Below are 18,598 nucleotides of genomic sequence, written 5' to 3' on the forward strand. Positions count from 1 at the left end.
CCGCCGCTACATCGCGCGGATGCGTTCGCGCTGGGCGTCGAGCTGGTCGCGGGTGGCGTGCATCTCGGCGACGCGGTCGCGTTCCTTCTGCACGACCTCGGCCGGGGCGCGGTCGACGAAGCTCTCGTTGGACAAGCGCTTTTCGCTCTGTTCGAGGTTCTTGTCGAGTTTGCCGATCTCCTTGTCCAGGCGCGCCAGCTCGGCGTCCTTGTCGATCAGCCCGGCCAGCGGGATCAGCAGCTGCATGTCGTCGACCAGGGCCATCGCGGATTCCGGGGCCTCGTCGGCGGCATCCAGCCAGGTGACGCTCTCGGGTTTCGCGAGGAATTCCAGCAGGCCGCGGTGGCGCGTGTAGCGCTCCTGGTCGGCCTCGCTCCAGTTCTTCACCAGCACCGGCAGCGGCTTGCCCGGGGCGATGTCCATCTCCGCGCGGATGCGGCGCAGCCCGGTGATGAAGTCCTTGACCCAGTCGAGCTCGGCGGTGGCGGTGGCATCACGCGGGAAGCCGTCCTGTGCCGGCCAGCGGCACTGCACCAGGAACTCGACGTCGTCGCCGATTCCGGCGTGCGGCTTCACATTGGTCCAGATCGACTCGGTGATGAACGGCATCACCGGGTGCAGCAGGCGCAGCAGCGCCTCGAGCACGGTAACCAGGGTGTGGCGCGTCGCGCGCTTGACCGCGTCCGGGGTGGCCTCGTCGTTCAGCACCGGCTTGGTCAGCTCCAGGTACCAGTCGCAGTAGTCGTGCCAGGTGAACTCGTACAGCGTCTGCGCGGCGAGGTCGAAGCGGTAGGCGTCGAGCTGCTGGGTGGCGGTCGCGGCGGTGGTGGCCAGGCGGTCGAGGATCCAGCGATCGGCCAGGGTGCGGTGCTCCGCGGTGTCGGCGGCGGCCGAACAGTCGTGGCCCTCGACGTTCATCAGCACGAAGCGCGAGGCGTTCCACAGCTTGTTGCAGAAGTTGCGGTAGCCCTCGATGCGCCCGAGGTCGAACTTGATGTCGCGCCCGGTGGTGGCCAGCGCCGCCAGGGTAAAGCGCAGGGCATCGGTGCCGAAGGCGGGGAAGCCGTCGGGGAAGGCCTTGCGCGTGGACTTCTCGATCTTCTTCGCCATCTGCGGCTGCATCAGGCCCTGGGTGCGCTTGGCGACCAGGTCGTCGGCGCTGATGCCGTCGATCAGGTCAATCGGGTCGATCACGTTGCCCTTGGACTTGGACATCTTCTGGCCTTCCGAGTCGCGGATCAGGCCGGTGACGTAGACCTCGCGGAAGGGCACATCCCCCATGAAGTGCTCGCCCATCATGATCATGCGGGCGACCCAGAAGAAGATGATGTCGAAGCCGGTGACCAGCACGCTGGTCGGGTAGAAGTCGCGCAGTTCCGGCGTCTTCTCGGGCCAGCCGAGGGTGGAGAACGGCCACAGTGCGGAGGAGAACCAGGTGTCCAGCACGTCCTCGTCCTGTTCCAGCGCCACCTCGGCGCCCAGGCCGTGCTTCTCGCGCACCTCGTCCTCGGAACGCCCGACGTACACGTTGCCATCGGCGTCGTACCAGGCCGGGATGCGGTGGCCCCACCAGATCTGGCGCGAGATGCACCAGTCCTCGATGTTGCGCATCCACTCGAAGTAGGTCTTGGACCAGTTCTCCGGCACGAAGCGGATGCGGCCGTCCTCCACTGCCTTGATCGCCGGCTCGGCCAGCGGGCCGGCCTTCACATACCACTGGTCGGTCAGGTAGGGCTCGACCACGGTGCCGGAGCGGTCGCCGCGCGGGACCATCAGCTTGTGGTCGTCGATCTTCTCCAGCAGGCCTTCGGCCTCGAGGTCCGCGACCACCCGCTTGCGCGCCTCATAGCGGTCCAGGCCCTGATAGGCCTCGGGTACGTTTTCGTTCAGGCAGGCGTCGATGGTCAGGATGTTGATCACCGGCAGGTCGTGGCGCTGACCCATCGCGTAGTCGTTGAAGTCGTGCGCCGGGGTGATCTTCACGCAGCCGGAGCCGAACTCGGCCTCGACGTAGTCGTCGGCGATGATCGGGATCTCGCGCCCGACCAGCGGCAGCCGGATCGTCTTGCCGATCAGGTGGCGGTAGCGCTCGTCCTCCGGGTGCACCGCGACGGCGGTGTCGCCCAGCATGGTCTCCGGGCGCGTGGTGGCCACGGTCAGGTGCCCGGAGCCGTCCGCCAGCGGGTAGCGGAAGTGCCACAGGTGGCCGGACTCTTCCTCCGACAGGACCTCGAGGTCGGACAGCGCGGTGTGCAGCACCGGATCCCAGTTGACCAGGCGCTTGCCGCGGTAGATCAGGCCCTCGTCATGCAGGCGCACGAAGACCTCGCGCACCGCCTCGGACAGCCCGTCGTCCATGGTGAAGCGCTCGCGCGACCAGTCCACCGAATCGCCCAGCCGGCGCATCTGTCGGGTGATGGTGCCGCCGGATTCGTGTTTCCACTCCCATACGGCCTTCAGGAAGTCCTCGCGCCCGAGGTCGTGGCGGCTCTTGCCCTCCGCGGCCAACTGGCGCTCGACCACCATCTGGGTGGCGATCCCCGCATGGTCGGTGCCGCCCTGCCACAGCGTGCGGTCGCCATGCATGCGCCGGTAGCGGATCAGGGTGTCCATCAGGGTGTGCTGGAACGCATGCCCCATGTGCAGGGTGCCGGTGACGTTCGGCGGCGGCAGCAGGATGCAGTAGTTGGCCTCGCCCGACTCCGGCGGCGCGAAGATGTTCGCGGCCTCCCAGCGTTCGTACTGGGTCTGCTCGATGCTCTTGGGGTCGAAGCTCTTGTCCATGATCGCGGGCGCGCTCGGGTCGGAGTGTAGGGAAAGCCGCGCATTATAACGGCGCGGCGCGCTGGCCGCCCGGCGCATGCAGCGTGGGCCGGCTGTCTGCCGTGGAGGCTGGCCTTGGTTCGGCATCTGGTGTTTACGGTGGCTTCGTCTGGCCGCCTGCCACGCGCTCTTTCGCGAGCGCACCGCGAGGTACTTCTTTGCTCGTGCAAAGAAGTACCCAAGAAACACGCCCGACTGCCGCGACCCCGGCCCGCTGTGCGGGCCGGGGTTTCCCTCGCTCCGAGGCTTTTCGCGGGCGGCGCTGAACTCGCTGCGCCTTCGGCGCCGCTCAGACATCCAGCGCCTTTTCTCCCGCGAAAAGCCTCTCCACTCGGCGCGACGACAACGGGGAGGTAGGTCAAAACAACGGCTATCCCAGCGATATAGCTCGTGGATGATGGCTAGATTTTCGGACATCTTCGGCACGCTCGGCCTGCGGCCGTTGCGCCCCGCACCCGCAGAGCGGGTGCCGGGGGGCGTAGGATGCGGATGAGCGGAGCGAATCGCATCAGGGTTTCGCACGGCGCGGGGAACGGTGCGTTTCGCTGCGCTCAACCGCACCCTACGGGGTGCGGGCTGGCTGCTGGTGTCTGGATACCGCCTGTTTTGACCTTCTCCTCCCGTATGGAGCCCCTCGCGGAGGGCGTGATGGGCCGGAAGAAGGCGCTGGATGTCTGAGCGGAGCCGCAGGCGTAGCGAGTTCAGCGCCGCCGGCCCAGCGCGTCCGGAGCGAGGTTCCCGGGCGAAATCCGGGTGCCCTTCTTTGGGTACTTTCTTGGGCAAGCAAGAAAGTACCTCGCGGCGCGCTGGCGAGTCAGCGCCAGGCAGTATGCGGACCGAAGCCACCGTAAACACCCAACGACGAACCAGGGCCAGCCACAGCAGGGCAGACGGTTAGGCGTAACCACCTAAACATCGGGGCCCGAGCACGCCCAGCCTGAGAGCGTGAGAGCGTGAGAGCGTGGCTCAGGTGGTGGCGAGCTGGTCGAGCAGTGCGCGATAGCCGGTGCGGTAGTCGGGATAGCGCAGGCGATACCCGCTGGCACGCAGCCGCGCGTTGCGGCAGTGCTTGCCGCAGACCTCGCCGGCCGGCATCGGCGGCGTCCCCGGTGGATCGAGCTCCATCTCCTGCGCCAGCCAGCCGAGCAGTTCGTGGCGAAGGGCCGGTTCGTCATCGACGCCCAGATAGAGGGGCTCGGGCTCGTCCAGGTGGAAGAGGTGGGTCAGCAGGCCCACGCAGTCCTCGCGGTGGATGCGGTTGGTCCAGACCGGTGCCTCGTGCTGACCGCGCACGCCCTCGCGCACCTTGCGCAGGTGGTATTCGCGCCCCGGCCCGTAGATGCCGCCAAAGCGCACGACCACGCCGGCAAACGGGCTGTCGGCCAGCAATTGCTCGGCCTCCAGCAGGCAACGCCCGGAGAAGCGGGTGGGCTCGGCCGGGCTGGTCTCGTCCACCCAGCGCCCGTCGTCGGCGCCGAAGACCGAGGTGCTGGAGACGAACACGATGCGGCGCGGGTGCTGGCGGGCCTGTTCCAGCGCGGCCAGGGTGTTGCACAGGCCGTCGACATAGGCGTGGCGGTACGCGGCCTCGGTGAACTCGCCCGGGGTGGCGATGAAATAGACGGTGTCCAGTGCCGGGGGCAGCGGCGGCAGGGCGTCCGCGCGGGCGAAGTCGCCGGCCAGCGGCTGGATCGGTTCCGGGATGCGTTCCGGCTGGCGGCGCAGGCCCCAGACCGTGTGGCCGGCTGCGGCGAGCTGTTCTCCGACGCCGCAGCCGAGATCGCCGCAGCCCAGGATCAGGATGTTGGCCATGAATCAGCGTTTTGTTGGGTACTTTCGCAACCTAACGTTTCCACAGGTGAAAGACCAGCCCCGAATTGGGGGTTCGACCCGGGGCGATGGCTCGGGCATGCTGACGGGGGCTTCGATGAGGGGGTATCACTTGGGCAAGGCCGGGCGCAGGAAGGGGGATGCGTGTGCTTGCGGGTCCGGGCGGAACCGGGCGGTCTGCTGCGGGCCGTATCTGGACGGCGCGGCGGCGGCTCCGACGGCGGAGGCGCTGATGCGCTCGCGCTATGCCGCCTTCGTGGAGGGGCGCGAGGACTATCTGCTGGCCACCTGGGCCGCCGCGACGCGACCGGAATCCCTGATGCTCGAGCCGGACCAGCGCTGGCTGGGTCTGGCGATCCGCGCGACCGGGGCCGGCGGGCCGGAGGATCAGGAGGGTTGGGTCGAGTTCGTCGCCCGCTCGCGGGTGCGCGGGCAGGGGGTGCGCCTGCACGAGCGCAGCCGTTTCCACCGCGAGGACGGGCGCTGGGTCTATGTCGACGGGGAGTTTCCGGGCGCATGATCGATGGGAATCGGCCAGCCGGTTCACCGGTGGATGCGGCATTGCTGGAGCGGGTGTTGGAGGCGGTGCGCGAATATCCGCGCGGATGTACGGAGCACGGGCTGATTGCGCAGCTGCGTGATCTGGACGTGGAACCGTTCGCGGCGGCGCGCCTGCAGGAGCCGTTGAGCCTGTTCCAGACCCACTTTGTGCTGTTCCACTGCCTGTACCGGCTGCGCGACCAGCTCGCGGGGCAGGGCGAGTGGCTGCGCATCCATTGTCTGGATATCGGGGTCGAGCCGTTACCGGTGGTGGATGCGGGATCAGGCCTGCCGGCGCGGGGTGATCCGTTGCGGGCCTACTACCTGGACCTGATGCGGCTGGAGAGGATGGATGCGGCCGCGGTGGAGGCGCTGCTGGGCGAGTTCTGGTCGCATCTGGCGCGGGATCAGCAGCGCGAACAGGCGCTCGAGGTGCTGGGGCTGGAAGATCCGGTCGATGCGGCGGCGATCCGCCAGCAGTATCGGCGCCTGGCCCAGCGTCACCACCCCGACCGGGGCGGTGACACGGCCACCCTGCAGCGGATCAATGCGGCCCGCTGGGTACTGCTGGCGCAGGGGTAGTCAGTCGTCCGAGTCGGACATCGTGGTCACGAAGGCCTGCTCCACGGTGAAGTTGCCGACCCCCTTGTAGTTCGTCTGGGTCCAGCCATGTTCGACCAGCCATTCGCTCATTTCGCGGTTCATCGCCGGGTTGCCGCAGAGCATCACGCGGTCGTGCTCCGGATCCGCCGGGGGCAGGTTGAGGATCTGGAACAGTTCGCCGGAGCGGAACATGTCGGCCCCGCGCTGGTTGTTGTCATACGGCTGCTGCGCGATCGGGCAGGCAAAGTCGTGGTTCTCGCGGGTGACCGTCGGTACGTAGCGCAGCCGGTCGCTGATGCGTGACTCGATTTCCTGGCGATAGGCCAGCTCCTCGACGGTACGCACGCTGTGCACCAGCACCGCGTTTTCGAAGTGTTCGAACAGTTCCGGGCTGCGGATCAGCGAGATGAACGGCGCCAGCCCCGTGCCGGTGGCCAGCATGTACAGGGTGCGTCCGGGCTGCACGTAGTCGAAGGTCAGCGAGCCCGTGACCTTGGTGTTGATCCAGACTGAATCGCCCGGCCCGGCCTGGGCCAGGCGGCTGGTCAACGCGCCGTCGGGCACGTGGATGCTCAGAAACTCCAGTTCCTCGGCCTCGGGCTCGGAGACGATCGAATAGGCGCGCGGGATCAGCTTGCCCTCGGGGCGCAGCCCCAGCGTCACGAACTGCCCGTTCTTGAACTGCAGGCCTTCCGGGCGCGTGGTCTTGAAGCTGAAGGTCTTGTCCGACCAGCGATGGGTCGAGGTGATCTGTTCTTCCGAATACGGCATGGGTTCCCACGGTTGATCGATTGAGAATGGCTGCACGCTAACAGCTTGCAACAGGCAAGGCGAAAGCGTTGGATAACAGAAGGGTTGAGGCGTCAGGCCGGGATTCAAGCCTGGTTATCGGTGTTTCCCTGGCTGGCAAGCGCTGCGAGGTGATCGGTCAAAGGGATCGGCTTTGCCAGGTGGTAGCCCTGGACAAAGTCGAGTCCGATCTCGCGCAGGTGGTGCATCGTCTCCTCGGATTCCACGCACTCGGCGATGGTGCGCAGCCCGAGCACATGGCCGACGCGGTGGATTGCGGTGACCATCGCCGCGTCGACGGCGTTGGTTGCGATGTCGCGCACGAAGCTGCCGTCCACCTTGAGGAAGTCGACCGGCAGGTTCTTCAAGTAGCCGAACGAGGACAGCCCGCTGCCGAAGTCGTCCAGGGAGAAGCGGCAACCCATGTAGCGCAGCGCCCGGATCAGCCCCTGCGCGCGGTCGTGATGGCTGATCGCGGCGGTCTCGGTAACCTCGAAGATGATCTGCTGCGCCTGAATGCGGAACTGGCTCATGCGGCTGGTGATGAACTCGAGCATCCCGTCCTGCGCCAGCGATTGTCCGGACAGGTTGATCGACACCACGACTGGGGCATGATGCGGGTTCCGGTCCCGGTGATCGGCCAGCTGGCGAAACACGAGTTCGACCACATGGCGATCGATCTCGGGCATCAGGTGGTAGCGCTCGGCGGCCGGGATGAAGGCACCCGGGGTGATCAGGGTTCCGTCTTCCCCGTGCAGACGCAGCAGGATCTCGACATGGTCCAGTGGCAGATCGGCGCCGTTCAGGGGCTTGACTGGCTGGGCATAGGCGACAAACCGGGCCTCCTCCAGCGCCGCACGCAGACGGCCGACCCATTCCATCTCGCCATGGCGCCGGCGCAGGATCTGGTCGGAGGGCTTCCAGGTATAGAGGCGGTTGCGCCCGAGATCCTTGGCCACGTAGCAGGCGGAATCCGCCTGGCTGAGGACCTCCGGAAGATTCTGGCCGGGGCCCTCGATCGGGACCAGGCCGATGCTCATGCCGACATCGAAGCGGCGGCCCTCCCAGGAGAAGCGCAGGCCCTGGGCCGTGGCCAGCAGCTTGTTGCCAATCGCCTCCGCGCGTTCCACTGGACAGTGCCTCAGCAGCAGCCCGAATTCGTCGCCGCCGAGCCGCGCAAGGGTGTCGCTGTCGCGGATATGGGCGGGCAGCAGATCGGCCAGTTCGCGCAGCAGCGCGTCCCCGGCCTGGTGGCCGCAGGTGTCGTTGATGATCTTGAACTGGTCCAGGTCCATGTAGAACAGCGCGTGGGGTGTGTCGCCCTCCTCCAGGGTGCGCAGGGCCTCGTCCAGGCGGCGTTCGAACTCGCGGCGGTTGCACAGGCCGGTGAGCTCGTCGTGGGTAGCCTGGTGGTTCAGTTGCTGGGTCATGCGCCACAGCTCGGTGTGGTCGTGCAGCACGACCACGACCCCCTCGCTGTGGTGGTCCGGTCGCCGCAGAGGCGAGACCAGCAGACGGACCACGCGTGCGGCCCCGTCCGGACGGCGCAGCACGCGCTCCGGCGACTCCAGCGTCATGCCCGTTTCCAGGCACTGCGTGACCGGATTCATAACCCGGTGGCCGGTATGCGTGTCCTCGAGCTCCAGCAACTCGTCGAGGCGCTGGCCCTGGACCGCCGTGGCGTCCACGCCCAGCAGGTCGCGCGCCGACGGGTTGAGATAGGTCAGGCGCCCGGTGGTGTCCGCGGTCAGCACGCCGTCGCTGATGGAGTGCAGCGTGGTCAGGAGCCGGTCGCGTTCCGAGGCGGTGCTGGCCTCGGCCGCGCGCAGCGATGTGATGTCCCAGGCGACACCGAGCACGCCTGGCTGAAATGACTGGGCGACCTCCATCGGCATCCAGGAGATGGCGAAGTGGCTGTCGCCGACCTTGACCTCGCTTTGGAATTGTTCTCCCTCGAGCGCGCGGTCGATCGCGGACAGGATGGCCGGATGGTCGGCGTACAACAGGCGTGCGTCCTGTCCGACGACCTCGCCGGGTTGCAGTCCCAGGCTGTGCAGGGCAGCCCCCTCGGACAGGGTGAAAACGCCATCGGGCCCCAGCCCGAACAGGAGCAGCGGCGCGTGACGGATCGTGGCCGAGAGCTGGGTTTCCAGTTCGTGCAGGGCCTGCTCGGACTGCTGTTGCCGGGTGATGTCGCGGACCGTGGCCAGGACCTCGATATCCTCCCCGGTGTGAATCGCGTTGATATTGATCTCGGCCGGGAATTCCGCCCCGTCGCGGCGGCGGTAGCGCGTTTCAAAGCGGGCCGGCAGGCGCTCGTCGGGCTGGCCGTGCGCACGGTCGACGTCGGCTTGCGTGGCCTCGAGGTCGATCGTGGTGATGTGGATGCCGCCGGTCAGTTCGTCCTGGGCGTAGCCGAGCAGGCGTGATGCGGCCTGGTTTGCCGCGACGACATGGCCCGCTCGATTGAGCACCAGCTGCGCCTCCGGTGCCTGTTCAAACAGGCGCTGAAAGCGGGTGCTGTCCGGGTGATCGGGCATGGCGACAGGATGAATCCTTTCGTAGGGTGCGGGGGTCGCAACATGGATCCGCTCCCGAGTGTCACCTGTCGCGCGGGTGCTGGCAAGCGTTGGTCGCTGGTTATTGTCCGGGCGCCTGGGTGAGGCGGGAGAGGTGATCCACGGCCGGCGATGGCGAGGGGCTGCGCAACCGTTCGAGTGCCCAGCCGACGTGTTCGCGTACCAGGGGGGAGGGGTGGTCGGCGCGGGCGCGAAGGGCCGCCTCGGCCTCCGCGGAGGGCGGGCCATTGCCCAGGGCGACCGCCAGGTTGCGCAACCACTGCTCGTGACCGATGCGGCGGATGGCCATGCCCTTGGTACGGTGCAGGAAGATGGTCTCGTCCCAGCCGAACAGCTCCACCAGGCTGGCGGCATCCAGCCCGTGGCGGGCGACGAAGTCGGGTTCCGCGGAGACTTCGGCAAAGCGATTCCACGGGCAGACCAGCTGGCAGTCGTCGCAACCGTAGATGCGGTTGCCGATCAAGGGGCGCAGATCTTCGGGGATCGACCCCTTCAGTTCGATGGTCAGGTAGGAGATGCAGCGCCGGGCGTCCAGGTCGTAGGGCCCGCGAAAGGCCTGCGTCGGGCAGATGTCGAGGCAGGCGGTACACGCCCCGCAGTGTTCGCCGACCGGGTCGTCCACCGGGAGCGGCAGGTCCGTGAACAGCTCGCCCAGGAAGAACCAGGAGCCGCTCTCGCGGGCGAGCAGATTGGTGTTCTTGCCGATCCAGCCGAGCCCGGCGCGCGCGGCCAGGGCCTTTTCCAGGATCGGGGCGCTGTCAGTAAACGCGCGATAGCCGTGCGGTCCTGCCTCGGATTCGATGCGCCGACCGAGCTCGGTCAGGCGCTTGCGGATCAGCTTGTGGTAGTCGCGGCCGAGGGCGTAACGGGAGACATAGGCGCGGTCCCGTTCGGCCAGCTGGATCGCGGGGCGACGTGTGCGCGGCGGGAAATAGTCCATGCGCACGCTGATTACGCGCTGTACACCCGCCATCAGTTGTGCGGGATCGTGGCGCAGTGCGGCGCGTTCGGCCATCCAGCCCATCTCGCCGTGCGAGCCCTTCTCGAGCCAGCGATCCAGGTGCTGGCGATCTGCCTCCGGGACCGTGGCGGGCGCGATGCGCAGGGCCTGGAAGCCCAGCTCGCGGCCCCAGGCCCGAATCTGTTCGGCCAGCGCGGCACATTGGCGTGGATCGAGGGGCTCAGGCACGATTTCGGCAATCATTACGATCGAGGCAAGAAACGTGAATGATGGACCCGGGGGGATCCCCCTGACCAGCGCGCTCTACGACAGCGAGGGCATGCGGGCCCTGGATGCGGCCGGCACGGCCCTGCCGGAGATCGCGCCCGGAGAATTGATGGAGCGGGCCGGTGCCGCTCTGCTGGCGGCCGTCAGGGCTCACTGGCCCGATGTGCGTCGGCTCGGCATCCTCTGCGGCCCCGGCAACAACGGGGGCGACGGTTATGTGCTGGCGCGCCTGGCGGCGCAGGCCGGCCTGGATGTGCGGCTCCACGGTGGCCCGTCGCGGGCGCGGCCGGAGTCGGATGGACGTCAGGCATGTCGGCGCTGGGTCGAGCACGGGGGTGTGATGGCGCCGCTCGAGGCCTTCGACCCGCTGGATGCCGAGCTGTGGGTCGACTGTCTGTTCGGTATCGGGCTGGAGCGCCCCTTGCATGACGCCTACGGCGAGGTAGTCGAGCGCCTGAATGCCTCGGGGCGGCCCGTGCTGTCCGCGGACATCCCCTCGGGCGTCAATGCCGACACCGGCGCGGTGCCGGGACCCGCGGTGCGCGCCCGGCATACCGTGACCATGATTGCCGACAAGCTGGGGCTGCACACCGGCGCGGGCGTGGACTACGCGGGCACCGTGGAGGTGGCGCGGCTGGATCTGCCCGAGCCGATTGCCCGGGGCGTGATGCCGCGGGCCCGGCATTTGGGCCCCGAGGGCTGGCGGGATCGGCTGCCGGCCCGTCGGCCGGGGGCGCACAAGGGCGACGCCGGACATGTGCTGGTGGTCGGGGGCGCACCGGAGTTCTCCGGGGCGGCCCGGCTGACAGCGCTGGCGGCCCTGCGGGCCGGGGCCGGACGGGTCACACTGGCCACGCACGAGGATCATGCGGCCTGGGCGAATGCCGACCGGCCCGAGATCATGGTGAGGGCGGTCCCCGAGCCCTCGGATCTGTTGCGCCTGGCCCGCCAGGTGGATGTGATCGCGGCAGGGCCGGGCTTGGGTACCGGGGAGTGGGGTCGCCGCCTGTGGCATGCGGTCGCCGACGCCGGGGTGCCCTTGGTGGTGGATGCCGATGCCCTCAATCTGCTGGCCGCGACACCTCGGCAGATGGATTCCTGGGTCCTGACGCCGCATCCGGGCGAGGCCGGTCGCCTGCTGAATCGCCCGACGACGGAGGTCGAGTCGGATCGACCGGCGGCGGTGCTTGAGCTGGCGCAGCGCTTCGGCGGAGTGTCGCTGCTCAAGGGGGGTGGGACGCTGGTCGCCGATGGTGGTGGCGAACCACTGACCTGTGTGACCGGAGGCCATGCCGGCATGGCGATCCCCGGGAGCGGAGACGTGCTCACGGGGATTATCGTCGCGCTGCGCGCTCAGAGATTGGAGGCGCGTGCCGCGGCCGAGATCGGGGCGGCCTGGCATTGTGCCGCGGGCCAGGTTCTGCGCGCGCGGCTGGGCAGCTGGCGCGGGCTGCTGGCGGGCGAACTGGCGGATGCGCTGCCCGCCGCCGCCGGGGAGGCGGGGACGTGAACGCCGGGATCCGGTTGCCGGACGCCGCGGCCACGGAACGGGCCGGCGCGGTGCTGGCTGGGATGGAAGGCCTGCGGATCGTCTACCTGGAAGGGGATCTCGGGGCGGGCAAGACCACCTGGGCGCGTGGCCTCCTGCAGGCGCTGGGGCATGCGGGCAACGTGCGCAGCCCCACCTACACGCTGGTGGAGCCCTACGAACTCCAGGGGCGCGGCGTATTGCACTTCGACCTGTATCGCCTGGCGGATCCGGAGGAGCTGGAGTACCTGGGGGTGCGCGAGGCCTTTGGTGAGCAGGCGCTCTGGCTGGTGGAGTGGCCGGAGCGCGGGGCCGGCTGGCTGCCGGAGCCGGATCTGCGGGTGCGGCTGGAAGCGCACGAACCGGACGGGCGCATGCTGTATGTGTCCGGGCCGGCCGCTGCCGATTATCGGGCGCTCGTTGACAAAGCCTTTCGGGTTTATTAACTCAATGAAAAACCGATAAAAATCCCAATATCGAGTGGGGTTCCGGTTCGTGGTGCGCGAAGGATGAGTTGCAATGTCACACGCAAAAACCGCGATATCTCGCTCATAAAGAACGAATTTTGCTATTGCTTTTCCAGAAAAAGCGTCCACAATGTAGGCAGACCCCCTGAATTAAAAGGGATTCGCCGTGGGCCAAAGCTCGATTCCGGATATGCGCCGCCGCCAGGTGCTGCGCGCCCTGACTGCCCTGGGGCTGGTCGGGCTGCCGCTGCCCGCGCTCGCGCGCACGGGTGTCGAGCGGGTGCGCATGTCCGTGGATGGCGACACCACGCGCCTGGTCTTCGACATGGACGGCGATGTCGAATACTCGATGTTCAAGCTCGAGTCGCCCGATCGTCTGGTGGTGGATATCAAGAACGCCCGCGCGGTGGACGAGCTGAAGCTCAGTTCCAACCCGCGTTCGGTCGTCGAGTCGATCCGCCACGCCCCGCGCGACGGCGGCGATCTGCGCGTGGTGTTCGACCTGCGCAAGCCGATCGAGCCGCGCAGCTTCAAGCTGATGCCGGCCCAGGATTCGCCGCATCGTCTGGTGCTCGATCTGACCAGCCGTGAGGGTGCCCCCACGCAGTCGGCCCGGGAGGAATCCCGCGACAACGGCGAACCTCGCCGTGGCCGCTCGCAGGAGGATCTGCGTGATGTGGTGGTTGCCATCGACGCCGGTCATGGCGGGCATGACCCGGGCGCGATCGGCCCCGCCGGGACCCGCGAGAAGGACGTGGTCCTGCAAATATCCAAGCGGCTGGCCGAGCGTGTCGACAACGAGCGCGGCATGAAGGCGGTGATGATTCGTACCGGCGATTACTTCCTGCCCCTGCGCGAGCGTATCGAGCGTGCGCGCGAGGCGGACGCCGACGTGTTTGTGTCGATTCACGCCGACGCCATCGCCAACCGCAACGTGCAGGGTTCCTCGGTATATATGCTCTCCGAACGCGGGGCCTCCAGCGAGGCCGCCCGCTTCCTGGCGCAGCGCGAGAACCAGGCCGACCTGCGGCTGGGCGGTGTGCCGATCAACGGCAAGGATGACTCCCTGACCAACGTGCTGCTGGATCTGGCTCAGAGCGGCAGTCTCGAGGCGAGCAACACCCTGGCCGAGCGCATGATTTCCGAGCTGCACCGGGTGGGCAAGGTGCGCAAGCCGGAGGTCGAGCGGGCCAACTTCGCGGTGCTGCGCTCGCCCGATGTCCCGTCCATCCTGGTCGAGGCCGCGTTCATCTCCAACCCGTCCGAGGAACGCAAGCTGCGCAGCAGCGACTTCCAGAACTCGCTGGCGGATGCGCTGCTGACCGGGCTGAGGTCCTATTTTTCGACGCATGCCCGCCCGGGCACGCTGATCGCCGATGGCCAGCCGGACCAGCACATCATTCGCCCCGGCGAGACCCTGTCGGGGATTGCCGACCGCTATAGCCTGTCGCTGGCCGACCTGCGTTCGGCGAATAACGTCAGTGACGATCGCATCTACGCCGGCCAGGTCCTGCGCATCCCGCGCGATTCCTGAACCCATCCTGGCAGGCGGTCACGGTTTCAGGCCCCGGCCCGCCACTGGCGAGGCCGGCAGGCCCCGCGAACGTGCAAATCGGTCCGTGTTTCCCTAGGCTTGTGGGCCCCTGTCCCGGCCCACGGATTTGCGCGTGTCCATCGAGAAACTCTCCGAGCAACTGATCAACCAGATCGCGGCGGGCGAGGTGGTCGAGCGCCCGGCATCGGTGGTCAAGGAGCTGGTGGAGAATGCCCTGGACGCGGGGTCGACCCGTATCGAGGTACGACTGGAGCAGGGCGGCATCCGCCTGATCCAGATCAGTGACAATGGCTGCGGCATCCATCGCGACGAGCTCCCGCTGGCACTGTCACGCCATGCGACCAGCAAGATCCGCTCGATGGAGGACCTGGAGGCCTTGCACACCCTCGGCTTTCGCGGCGAGGCGCTGCCGTCGATTGCGTCCGTCTCCCGCCTGTCCATGACCTCGGCGGTGGAGGGTGAGCGCAATGGCTGGCGCCTGACCGGTGATGGCTCGGATGTCTTTCGCGAGGCGGCGCCGGCTGCGCACCCGGTGGGCACGACGGTCGAGGTGCGGGACCTGTTCTTCAATGTCCCCGCGCGGCGCAAGTTCGTGCGCACCGAGCGTACCGAGTTCAATCACTGCGAGACCGTCATCCGCACCCAGGCGGCAGCCTGCCCGGAGGTCGCCTTCACCCTGCGCCACAACGATCGTGTGGTGCTGGACCTGCCCGCCGCAGCGGACCCCGCCCAGCGCGTGCGTGCCCTGCTGGGCGAGGCCTTTATGGGCGCGGCGACGCCGGTGGGCGAGCAGCGTGCCGGCCTCAAACTCTCGGGCTGGCTGGGCGCGCCGACCCAGTCGCGGGCACAGCCCGACCAGCAGTTTTTCTTCGTCAATGGCCGCGCGATTCGCGACCGCGTGCTGGCGGCGGCCGTGCGCAAGGCCTATCAGGATGTGCTCTACCACGGGCGTCACCCGATGTTCGTGCTGGAGCTCGAACTGGACCCGGTGCAGGTGGACGTGAACGCCCATCCCACCAAGCAGGAGGTGCGCTTCCGCGAGTCGCGGATGGTGCACGACTTCATCTTTCATGCCCTGCACAAGGCGCTGGCCGATGTGCGTCCCGGGGACGGCGGGATGCCCGGGTATTTGCCAGCCGATACCGGGTCCGCTCCGGCGCCGCAGGAGCGGGCGATTCCGGCGTTCCCGCGCGAGCGCGCCCTGAGCGGGCTGGGGGCGCCCGAGTACCGGGCCGAAGCCCGGTCGCCTGCAGCCGGGTCGGGTGATCGCCGCGAGTATGCCTCTGGCACATCATCGGATTATGCGGCGGCCTGGGCCGAATTCCGCGGGCCAGCCGCGGTCGCCGAGCCCGCACCCCGGTCGTTCGAGGCGGCGGGCGGTGCGAGTGAAAGCGATGATGCGGAAGGTATGCCACCGCTGGGTTTTGCGCTGGGGCAGGTCGCGGAGACCTTCATCCTGGCGGAGAATGCAAGCGGCCTGATCGTGGTCGACATGCATGCGGCGCACGAGCGCATTACCTACGAGCGCCTCAAGCGCGAATGGGGCTCGCAGGGTATTACCTCACAGCCTTTGCTGGTGCCGGAAACACTGGACGTGACGCCTGCCGAGGCCGCGCTGGCCGAGGAACATGCCGGTGTGCTGGGTGCCCTGGGGTTCGAGCTGGATCGCGCGGGGCCCGAGACGCTGGCCTTGCGCGCGGCCCCGGCGCTGCTGCGCGGGCGGGACACGGCTCAGTTGGTGCGTGATGTGCTCGCGGACCTCGCGGCCGTCGGCTACAGCCACCGCGCCGAGGGCGAGATGAATGCGGTACTCGGCACCATGGCCTGCCACGGTTCGGTGCGCGCCGGGCGCCGTCTGACACTCCCGGAGATGAACCAGCTGCTGCGCGACATGGAGGCGACTGAACGCTCCGGCCAGTGCAACCACGGTCGCCCGACCTGGGTGGAGCTCGATCACCACGCGCTGGATCGCTTGTTTCTTCGAGGGCGTTGATGGGCACATTCGGACTCGGCCGCCCGCCGGTGGTGATCCTGGCTGGACCGACGGCCTCGGGCAAGACCGCGTTGTCGCTGGCGCTCGCCGAGGCGCTGGAGGGCGAGATCGTCAGCGTCGACTCCGCGCTGGTCTATCGCGGCATGGATATCGGCACCGCGAAGCCCACTGCAGAGGAGCGCGCCCGCGTGCCGCATCACCTGCTGGATATCCGTGACCCGGAGGACACCTACAGTGCCGCCGACTTCGCGCGCGACGCCCGGGAGGCAATCGCCGGGATCCACGCCCGTGGCCGGACGGCTTTGATGGTGGGCGGTACCCTGCTGTACCTGCGTGCCCTGCTGGATGGTTTCGACGAGATCCCCGAGGTACCGAATGTAGTGCGTGAACAAGTGCGCGCGCGCCTGGACGTGGAGGGCGGGCAGGCCCTGCATCGCGAACTCGCCGGGGTGGATCCCGAGGCCGCGGCGCGTATCCACCCGAACGACCCGCAGCGCATCCTGCGGGCGCTGGAGGTCTTCGAGGCGACCGGGCGGCCGCTGTCCAGCTTTCAGCAGGGTGCGGCGGCCCGCGTGCCGGAGGGCTGGGTGTCACTGGCCTTGTGGCCGGAGGATCGCGACGTCCTGCGCGAACGGATCGCCCGGCGCTTCGACGCGATGCTGGAGGTCGGGTTCGTCGATGAACTGATGGCCCTGCAGCAGCGTCCCGAGCTGACGGCGGAGCATCCTTCCCAGCGTGCGGTGGGCTACCGTCAGGGCTGGCAGTGGCTGGCGGGAGAGCTCGACTTCGCGCAGTTCCGCGAGCGGGCGATCGCGGCCACCCGGCAACTGGCCAAGCGCCAGCTGACCGGCCTGCGGCGATTCCCCCTGCATGCGCGATTGAACGCGTCCACGGTCGATCGGTCGGAAGTGTTGAACGTGATTCGCCGCGCAGACTTCCAGTAGCGATGTGCTACTCTCTGAGAGGGCGCCGCCAGGGCTTGGTGGAGGAGCTTTTGGCGTGTGGCGAGCTGAAGAATAACAACCAAGGAACGCACTGATGGCCAAAGGGCAAATGCTGCAGGAACCCTTCCTGAACGCGCTGCGTCGGGACCGAGTGCCGGTCTCGATCTATCTGGTCAACGGCATCAAGCTGCAGGGGCAGATCGAGTCCTTCGATCAGTTCGTGGTGCTGCTGCGAAGCACCGTTTCGCAGATGGTGTACAAGCATGCGATCTCGACCATTGTCCCGTCCCGCCAGGTGCGCATGAATACCGAGGGCGAAGAGGCCGCCACCGCCGAGGCGGAGGCTTGAGCATGCGCGGGAGGTTCGTCTTTTTTGTTTGAGCGTCCCGATAGCGCCGGCGATCGCGCCGTGCTGGTGGCGCTGGCCATCGGCGAAAACCCCGACATCGAGGCCCAGGTCCAGGAATTCGACGAGCTGGTCCGCTCCGCCGGCGCGGATGTGTTGGAACTCGTGCGGGGTTCACGCGACCGCCCGCATCCCCGCCTATTCGTAGGTGCCGGCAAGGCCGACGAGATTCGTGCTGCGGTCGAGGCCCATGGCGCTGACGTGGTGATCTTCAACCATGCCCTCTCGCCCAGCCAGGAACGCAACCTCGAACGTCACCTGCAGTGCCGGGTGCTGGACCGTGCGGGGCTGATCCTCGACATCTTCGCCCAGCGTGCGCGTTCACACGAGGGCAAGCTGCAGGTCGAGCTGGCCCAGTTGCGTCACATGGCCACGCGACTGGTGCGTGGCTGGACTCACCTGGAACGGCAGAAGGGCGGCATTGGCCTGCGCGGGCCGGGGGAAACCCAGCTCGAAACCGACCGCCGCTTGCTGGCCGCGCGTATCAAGCACATCGAACGGCGCCTGGAGAAGGTCGAGCGCACCCGCGAGCAGGGCCGTCAGGCGCGCCTGCGCAACGAGATCCCGACCGTGTCCCTGGTGGGCTATACCAACGCCGGCAAGTCCACGCTGTTCAACCGCCTGACCCACTCCGACGTGTACGAGGCGGATCAGCTGTTCGCGACCCTGGACCCGACCCTGCGGCGGCTGGACCTGGCCCCGCACCAGTCGTTGATCCTGGCGGACACCGTCGGCTTCGTGCGCGACCTGCCGCACGAACTGGTGGCGGCCTTTAAAGCGACCCTGACCGAGACCCGCGAGGCCGCGCTGCTGCTGCACGTGATCGACGCCGCCGACCCCGAGCGCGAGGCGCGCATCCGCCAGGTCGAGGCGGTGCTGGAGGAGATCGGTGCGCAGGATGTCCCGTGCTGGCGGGTCTACAACAAAATTGACCGGCTGGAGTCGACCCCGGATGCCGCCGAGGCCCGCTTCGGTTCCGGCGATGATGTCTTCTGGGTGTCCGCGTATACGGGCGAGGGTATCGCCACGCTGGAAGAGCACCTGGCCGAGACCTTTACCGAGTCGATGATGCGGGGCTGGGTGGAACTGCCGGCCAGTGCCGGCCGGTTGCGCGCCCAGCTCTACGAGGAGAAGGCCGTGGAGGCGGAGCAGACCACCGCTGACGGTCAGATCCAGTTGCGCCTGAGCCTGCCGCAACGGCGCTTCCAGCAACTGGTGAGTGATGCCGGCCTGAATCCGGAGCAGATCGAGATCGTGTTCGACGAGCCCTCATCGACCGCGGTGGGGCAGTAGGTACCCGGGCGGGCTCGCGG

Annotated in this window: 14 protein-coding genes and 1 pseudogene; 10 read left to right on the top strand and 5 right to left on the bottom strand. The window is 68.0% G+C overall.

Annotated elements, in window-relative coordinates:
* Window positions 1–6: 6 nt before the first annotated feature.
* On the bottom strand, window positions 7–2,784 hold the full coding sequence (locus tag TK90_RS02395) for a valine--tRNA ligase (protein WP_012981897.1): 2,778 nt from the start codon (window positions 2,782–2,784) through the stop codon (window positions 7–9).
* Between the two features lie 433 nt (window positions 2,785–3,217).
* On the opposite strand from TK90_RS02395, the pseudogene TK90_RS15485 reads away from it, so the two are divergent.
* A pseudogene (locus TK90_RS15485) lies at window positions 3,218–3,501 on the top strand (hypothetical protein).
* A 288-nt stretch (window positions 3,502–3,789) separates the two neighbouring features.
* Here the strand turns inward: TK90_RS15485 and TK90_RS02400 are convergent.
* Window positions 3,790–4,635 carry an SDR family oxidoreductase gene (locus TK90_RS02400; RefSeq protein ID WP_012981898.1) on the bottom strand — a complete coding sequence of 282 codons (846 nt, stop codon included), beginning with the start codon at window positions 4,633–4,635 and terminating at the stop codon, window positions 3,790–3,792.
* Window positions 4,636–4,765: 130 nt separating this feature from the next.
* Between TK90_RS02400 and TK90_RS02405 the strand changes: the two genes are divergently transcribed.
* Together TK90_RS02405 and TK90_RS02410 are read left to right on the top strand one after the other, a co-directional pair.
* Window positions 4,766–5,173 (top strand): YchJ family protein, encoded by a 408-nt coding sequence (locus TK90_RS02405; RefSeq protein ID WP_371190823.1) that lies wholly within the window; start codon window positions 4,766–4,768, stop codon window positions 5,171–5,173.
* Window positions 5,170–5,775 (top strand): DNA-J related domain-containing protein, encoded by a 606-nt coding sequence (locus tag TK90_RS02410; RefSeq protein WP_012981900.1) that lies wholly within the window; start codon window positions 5,170–5,172, stop codon window positions 5,773–5,775. The genes TK90_RS02405 and TK90_RS02410 overlap by 4 nt, the downstream gene beginning before the upstream one ends.
* Here TK90_RS02410 and TK90_RS02415 read toward each other — a convergent pair whose 3' ends face one another.
* The 3 genes from TK90_RS02415 to queG form a co-directional block, all read right to left on the bottom strand.
* Complete coding sequence (locus TK90_RS02415) at window positions 5,776–6,567, bottom strand: ferredoxin--NADP reductase (RefSeq protein ID WP_012981901.1); 792 nt, start codon at window positions 6,565–6,567, stop codon at window positions 5,776–5,778.
* A 104-nt stretch (window positions 6,568–6,671) separates the two neighbouring features.
* Window positions 6,672–9,125 (bottom strand): EAL domain-containing protein, encoded by a 2,454-nt coding sequence (locus TK90_RS02420; RefSeq protein WP_012981902.1) that lies wholly within the window; start codon window positions 9,123–9,125, stop codon window positions 6,672–6,674.
* A gap of 100 nt (window positions 9,126–9,225) precedes the next feature.
* The gene (queG, locus tag TK90_RS02425; RefSeq protein ID WP_012981903.1) at window positions 9,226–10,368 is read right to left on the bottom strand and encodes a tRNA epoxyqueuosine(34) reductase QueG; all 1,143 of its coding nucleotides are present in this window, start codon (window positions 10,366–10,368) and stop codon (window positions 9,226–9,228) included.
* Between the two features lie 19 nt (window positions 10,369–10,387).
* Here queG and TK90_RS02430 point away from each other — a divergent pair, with 19 nt between their 5' ends.
* The 7 genes from TK90_RS02430 to hflX all read left to right on the top strand — a co-directional run bounded on the left by TK90_RS02430 (window position 10,388) and on the right by hflX (window position 18,578).
* The gene (locus TK90_RS02430) at window positions 10,388–11,902 is read left to right on the top strand and encodes an NAD(P)H-hydrate dehydratase (protein WP_012981904.1); all 1,515 of its coding nucleotides are present in this window, start codon (window positions 10,388–10,390) and stop codon (window positions 11,900–11,902) included.
* Window positions 11,899–12,366, top strand: a complete 468-nt coding sequence (tsaE, locus tag TK90_RS02435) for a tRNA (adenosine(37)-N6)-threonylcarbamoyltransferase complex ATPase subunit type 1 TsaE (protein ID WP_012981905.1) — start codon at window positions 11,899–11,901, stop codon at window positions 12,364–12,366. Before TK90_RS02430 ends, tsaE begins: the two co-directional genes overlap by 4 nt.
* 211 nt (window positions 12,367–12,577) lie before the next feature.
* Entirely contained in the window at window positions 12,578–13,921 is a 1,344-nt protein-coding gene (locus TK90_RS02440) for an N-acetylmuramoyl-L-alanine amidase (RefSeq protein ID WP_017925805.1), read from the top strand.
* Between the two features lie 133 nt (window positions 13,922–14,054).
* A complete protein-coding gene (gene mutL, locus TK90_RS02445; RefSeq protein ID WP_012981907.1) occupies window positions 14,055–15,935 on the top strand; it encodes a DNA mismatch repair endonuclease MutL in 1,881 nt (626 codons plus the stop codon).
* Complete coding sequence (gene miaA, locus TK90_RS02450; RefSeq protein ID WP_012981908.1) at window positions 15,935–16,879, top strand: tRNA (adenosine(37)-N6)-dimethylallyltransferase MiaA; 945 nt, start codon at window positions 15,935–15,937, stop codon at window positions 16,877–16,879. The genes mutL and miaA overlap by 1 nt, the downstream gene beginning before the upstream one ends.
* Before the next feature lie 94 nt (window positions 16,880–16,973).
* The gene (gene hfq / locus TK90_RS02455) at window positions 16,974–17,228 is read left to right on the top strand and encodes an RNA chaperone Hfq (protein ID WP_012981909.1); all 255 of its coding nucleotides are present in this window, start codon (window positions 16,974–16,976) and stop codon (window positions 17,226–17,228) included.
* Window positions 17,229–17,252: 24 nt separating this feature from the next.
* Window positions 17,253–18,578, top strand: coding sequence for a ribosome rescue GTPase HflX (hflX, locus tag TK90_RS02460; protein ID WP_012981910.1), 1,326 nt, complete (start codon window positions 17,253–17,255; stop codon window positions 18,576–18,578).
* The last annotated feature ends 20 nt before the right edge of the window (window positions 18,579–18,598 follow it).

The sequence above is a fragment of the Thioalkalivibrio sp. K90mix genome, from assembly GCF_000025545.1.
Classification (GTDB): domain Bacteria; phylum Pseudomonadota; class Gammaproteobacteria; order Ectothiorhodospirales; family Ectothiorhodospiraceae; genus Thioalkalivibrio.

Excerpts from the sequence above, each read along its gene's own strand:
- TK90_RS02395 (WP_012981897.1), bottom strand. The coding sequence starts at position 2,784 with ATGGACAAGAGCTTCGACCCCAAGAGCATCGAGCAGACCCAGTACGAA.
- TK90_RS02400 (WP_012981898.1), bottom strand. The coding sequence starts at position 4,635 with ATGGCCAACATCCTGATCCTGGGCTGCGGCGATCTCGGCTGCGGCGTC.
- TK90_RS02410 (WP_012981900.1), top strand. The coding sequence starts at position 5,170 with ATGATCGATGGGAATCGGCCAGCCGGTTCACCGGTGGATGCGGCATTG.
- TK90_RS02415 (WP_012981901.1), bottom strand. The coding sequence starts at position 6,567 with ATGCCGTATTCGGAAGAACAGATCACCTCGACCCATCGCTGGTCGGAC.
- TK90_RS02420 (WP_012981902.1), bottom strand. The coding sequence starts at position 9,125 with ATGCCCGATCACCCGGACAGCACCCGCTTTCAGCGCCTGTTTGAACAG.
- queG (WP_012981903.1), bottom strand. The coding sequence starts at position 10,368 with ATGATTGCCGAAATCGTGCCTGAGCCCCTCGATCCACGCCAATGTGCC.
- TK90_RS02440 (WP_017925805.1), top strand. The coding sequence starts at position 12,578 with ATGCGCCGCCGCCAGGTGCTGCGCGCCCTGACTGCCCTGGGGCTGGTC.
- miaA (WP_012981908.1), top strand. The coding sequence starts at position 15,935 with ATGGGCACATTCGGACTCGGCCGCCCGCCGGTGGTGATCCTGGCTGGA.
- hfq (WP_012981909.1), top strand. The coding sequence starts at position 16,974 with ATGGCCAAAGGGCAAATGCTGCAGGAACCCTTCCTGAACGCGCTGCGT.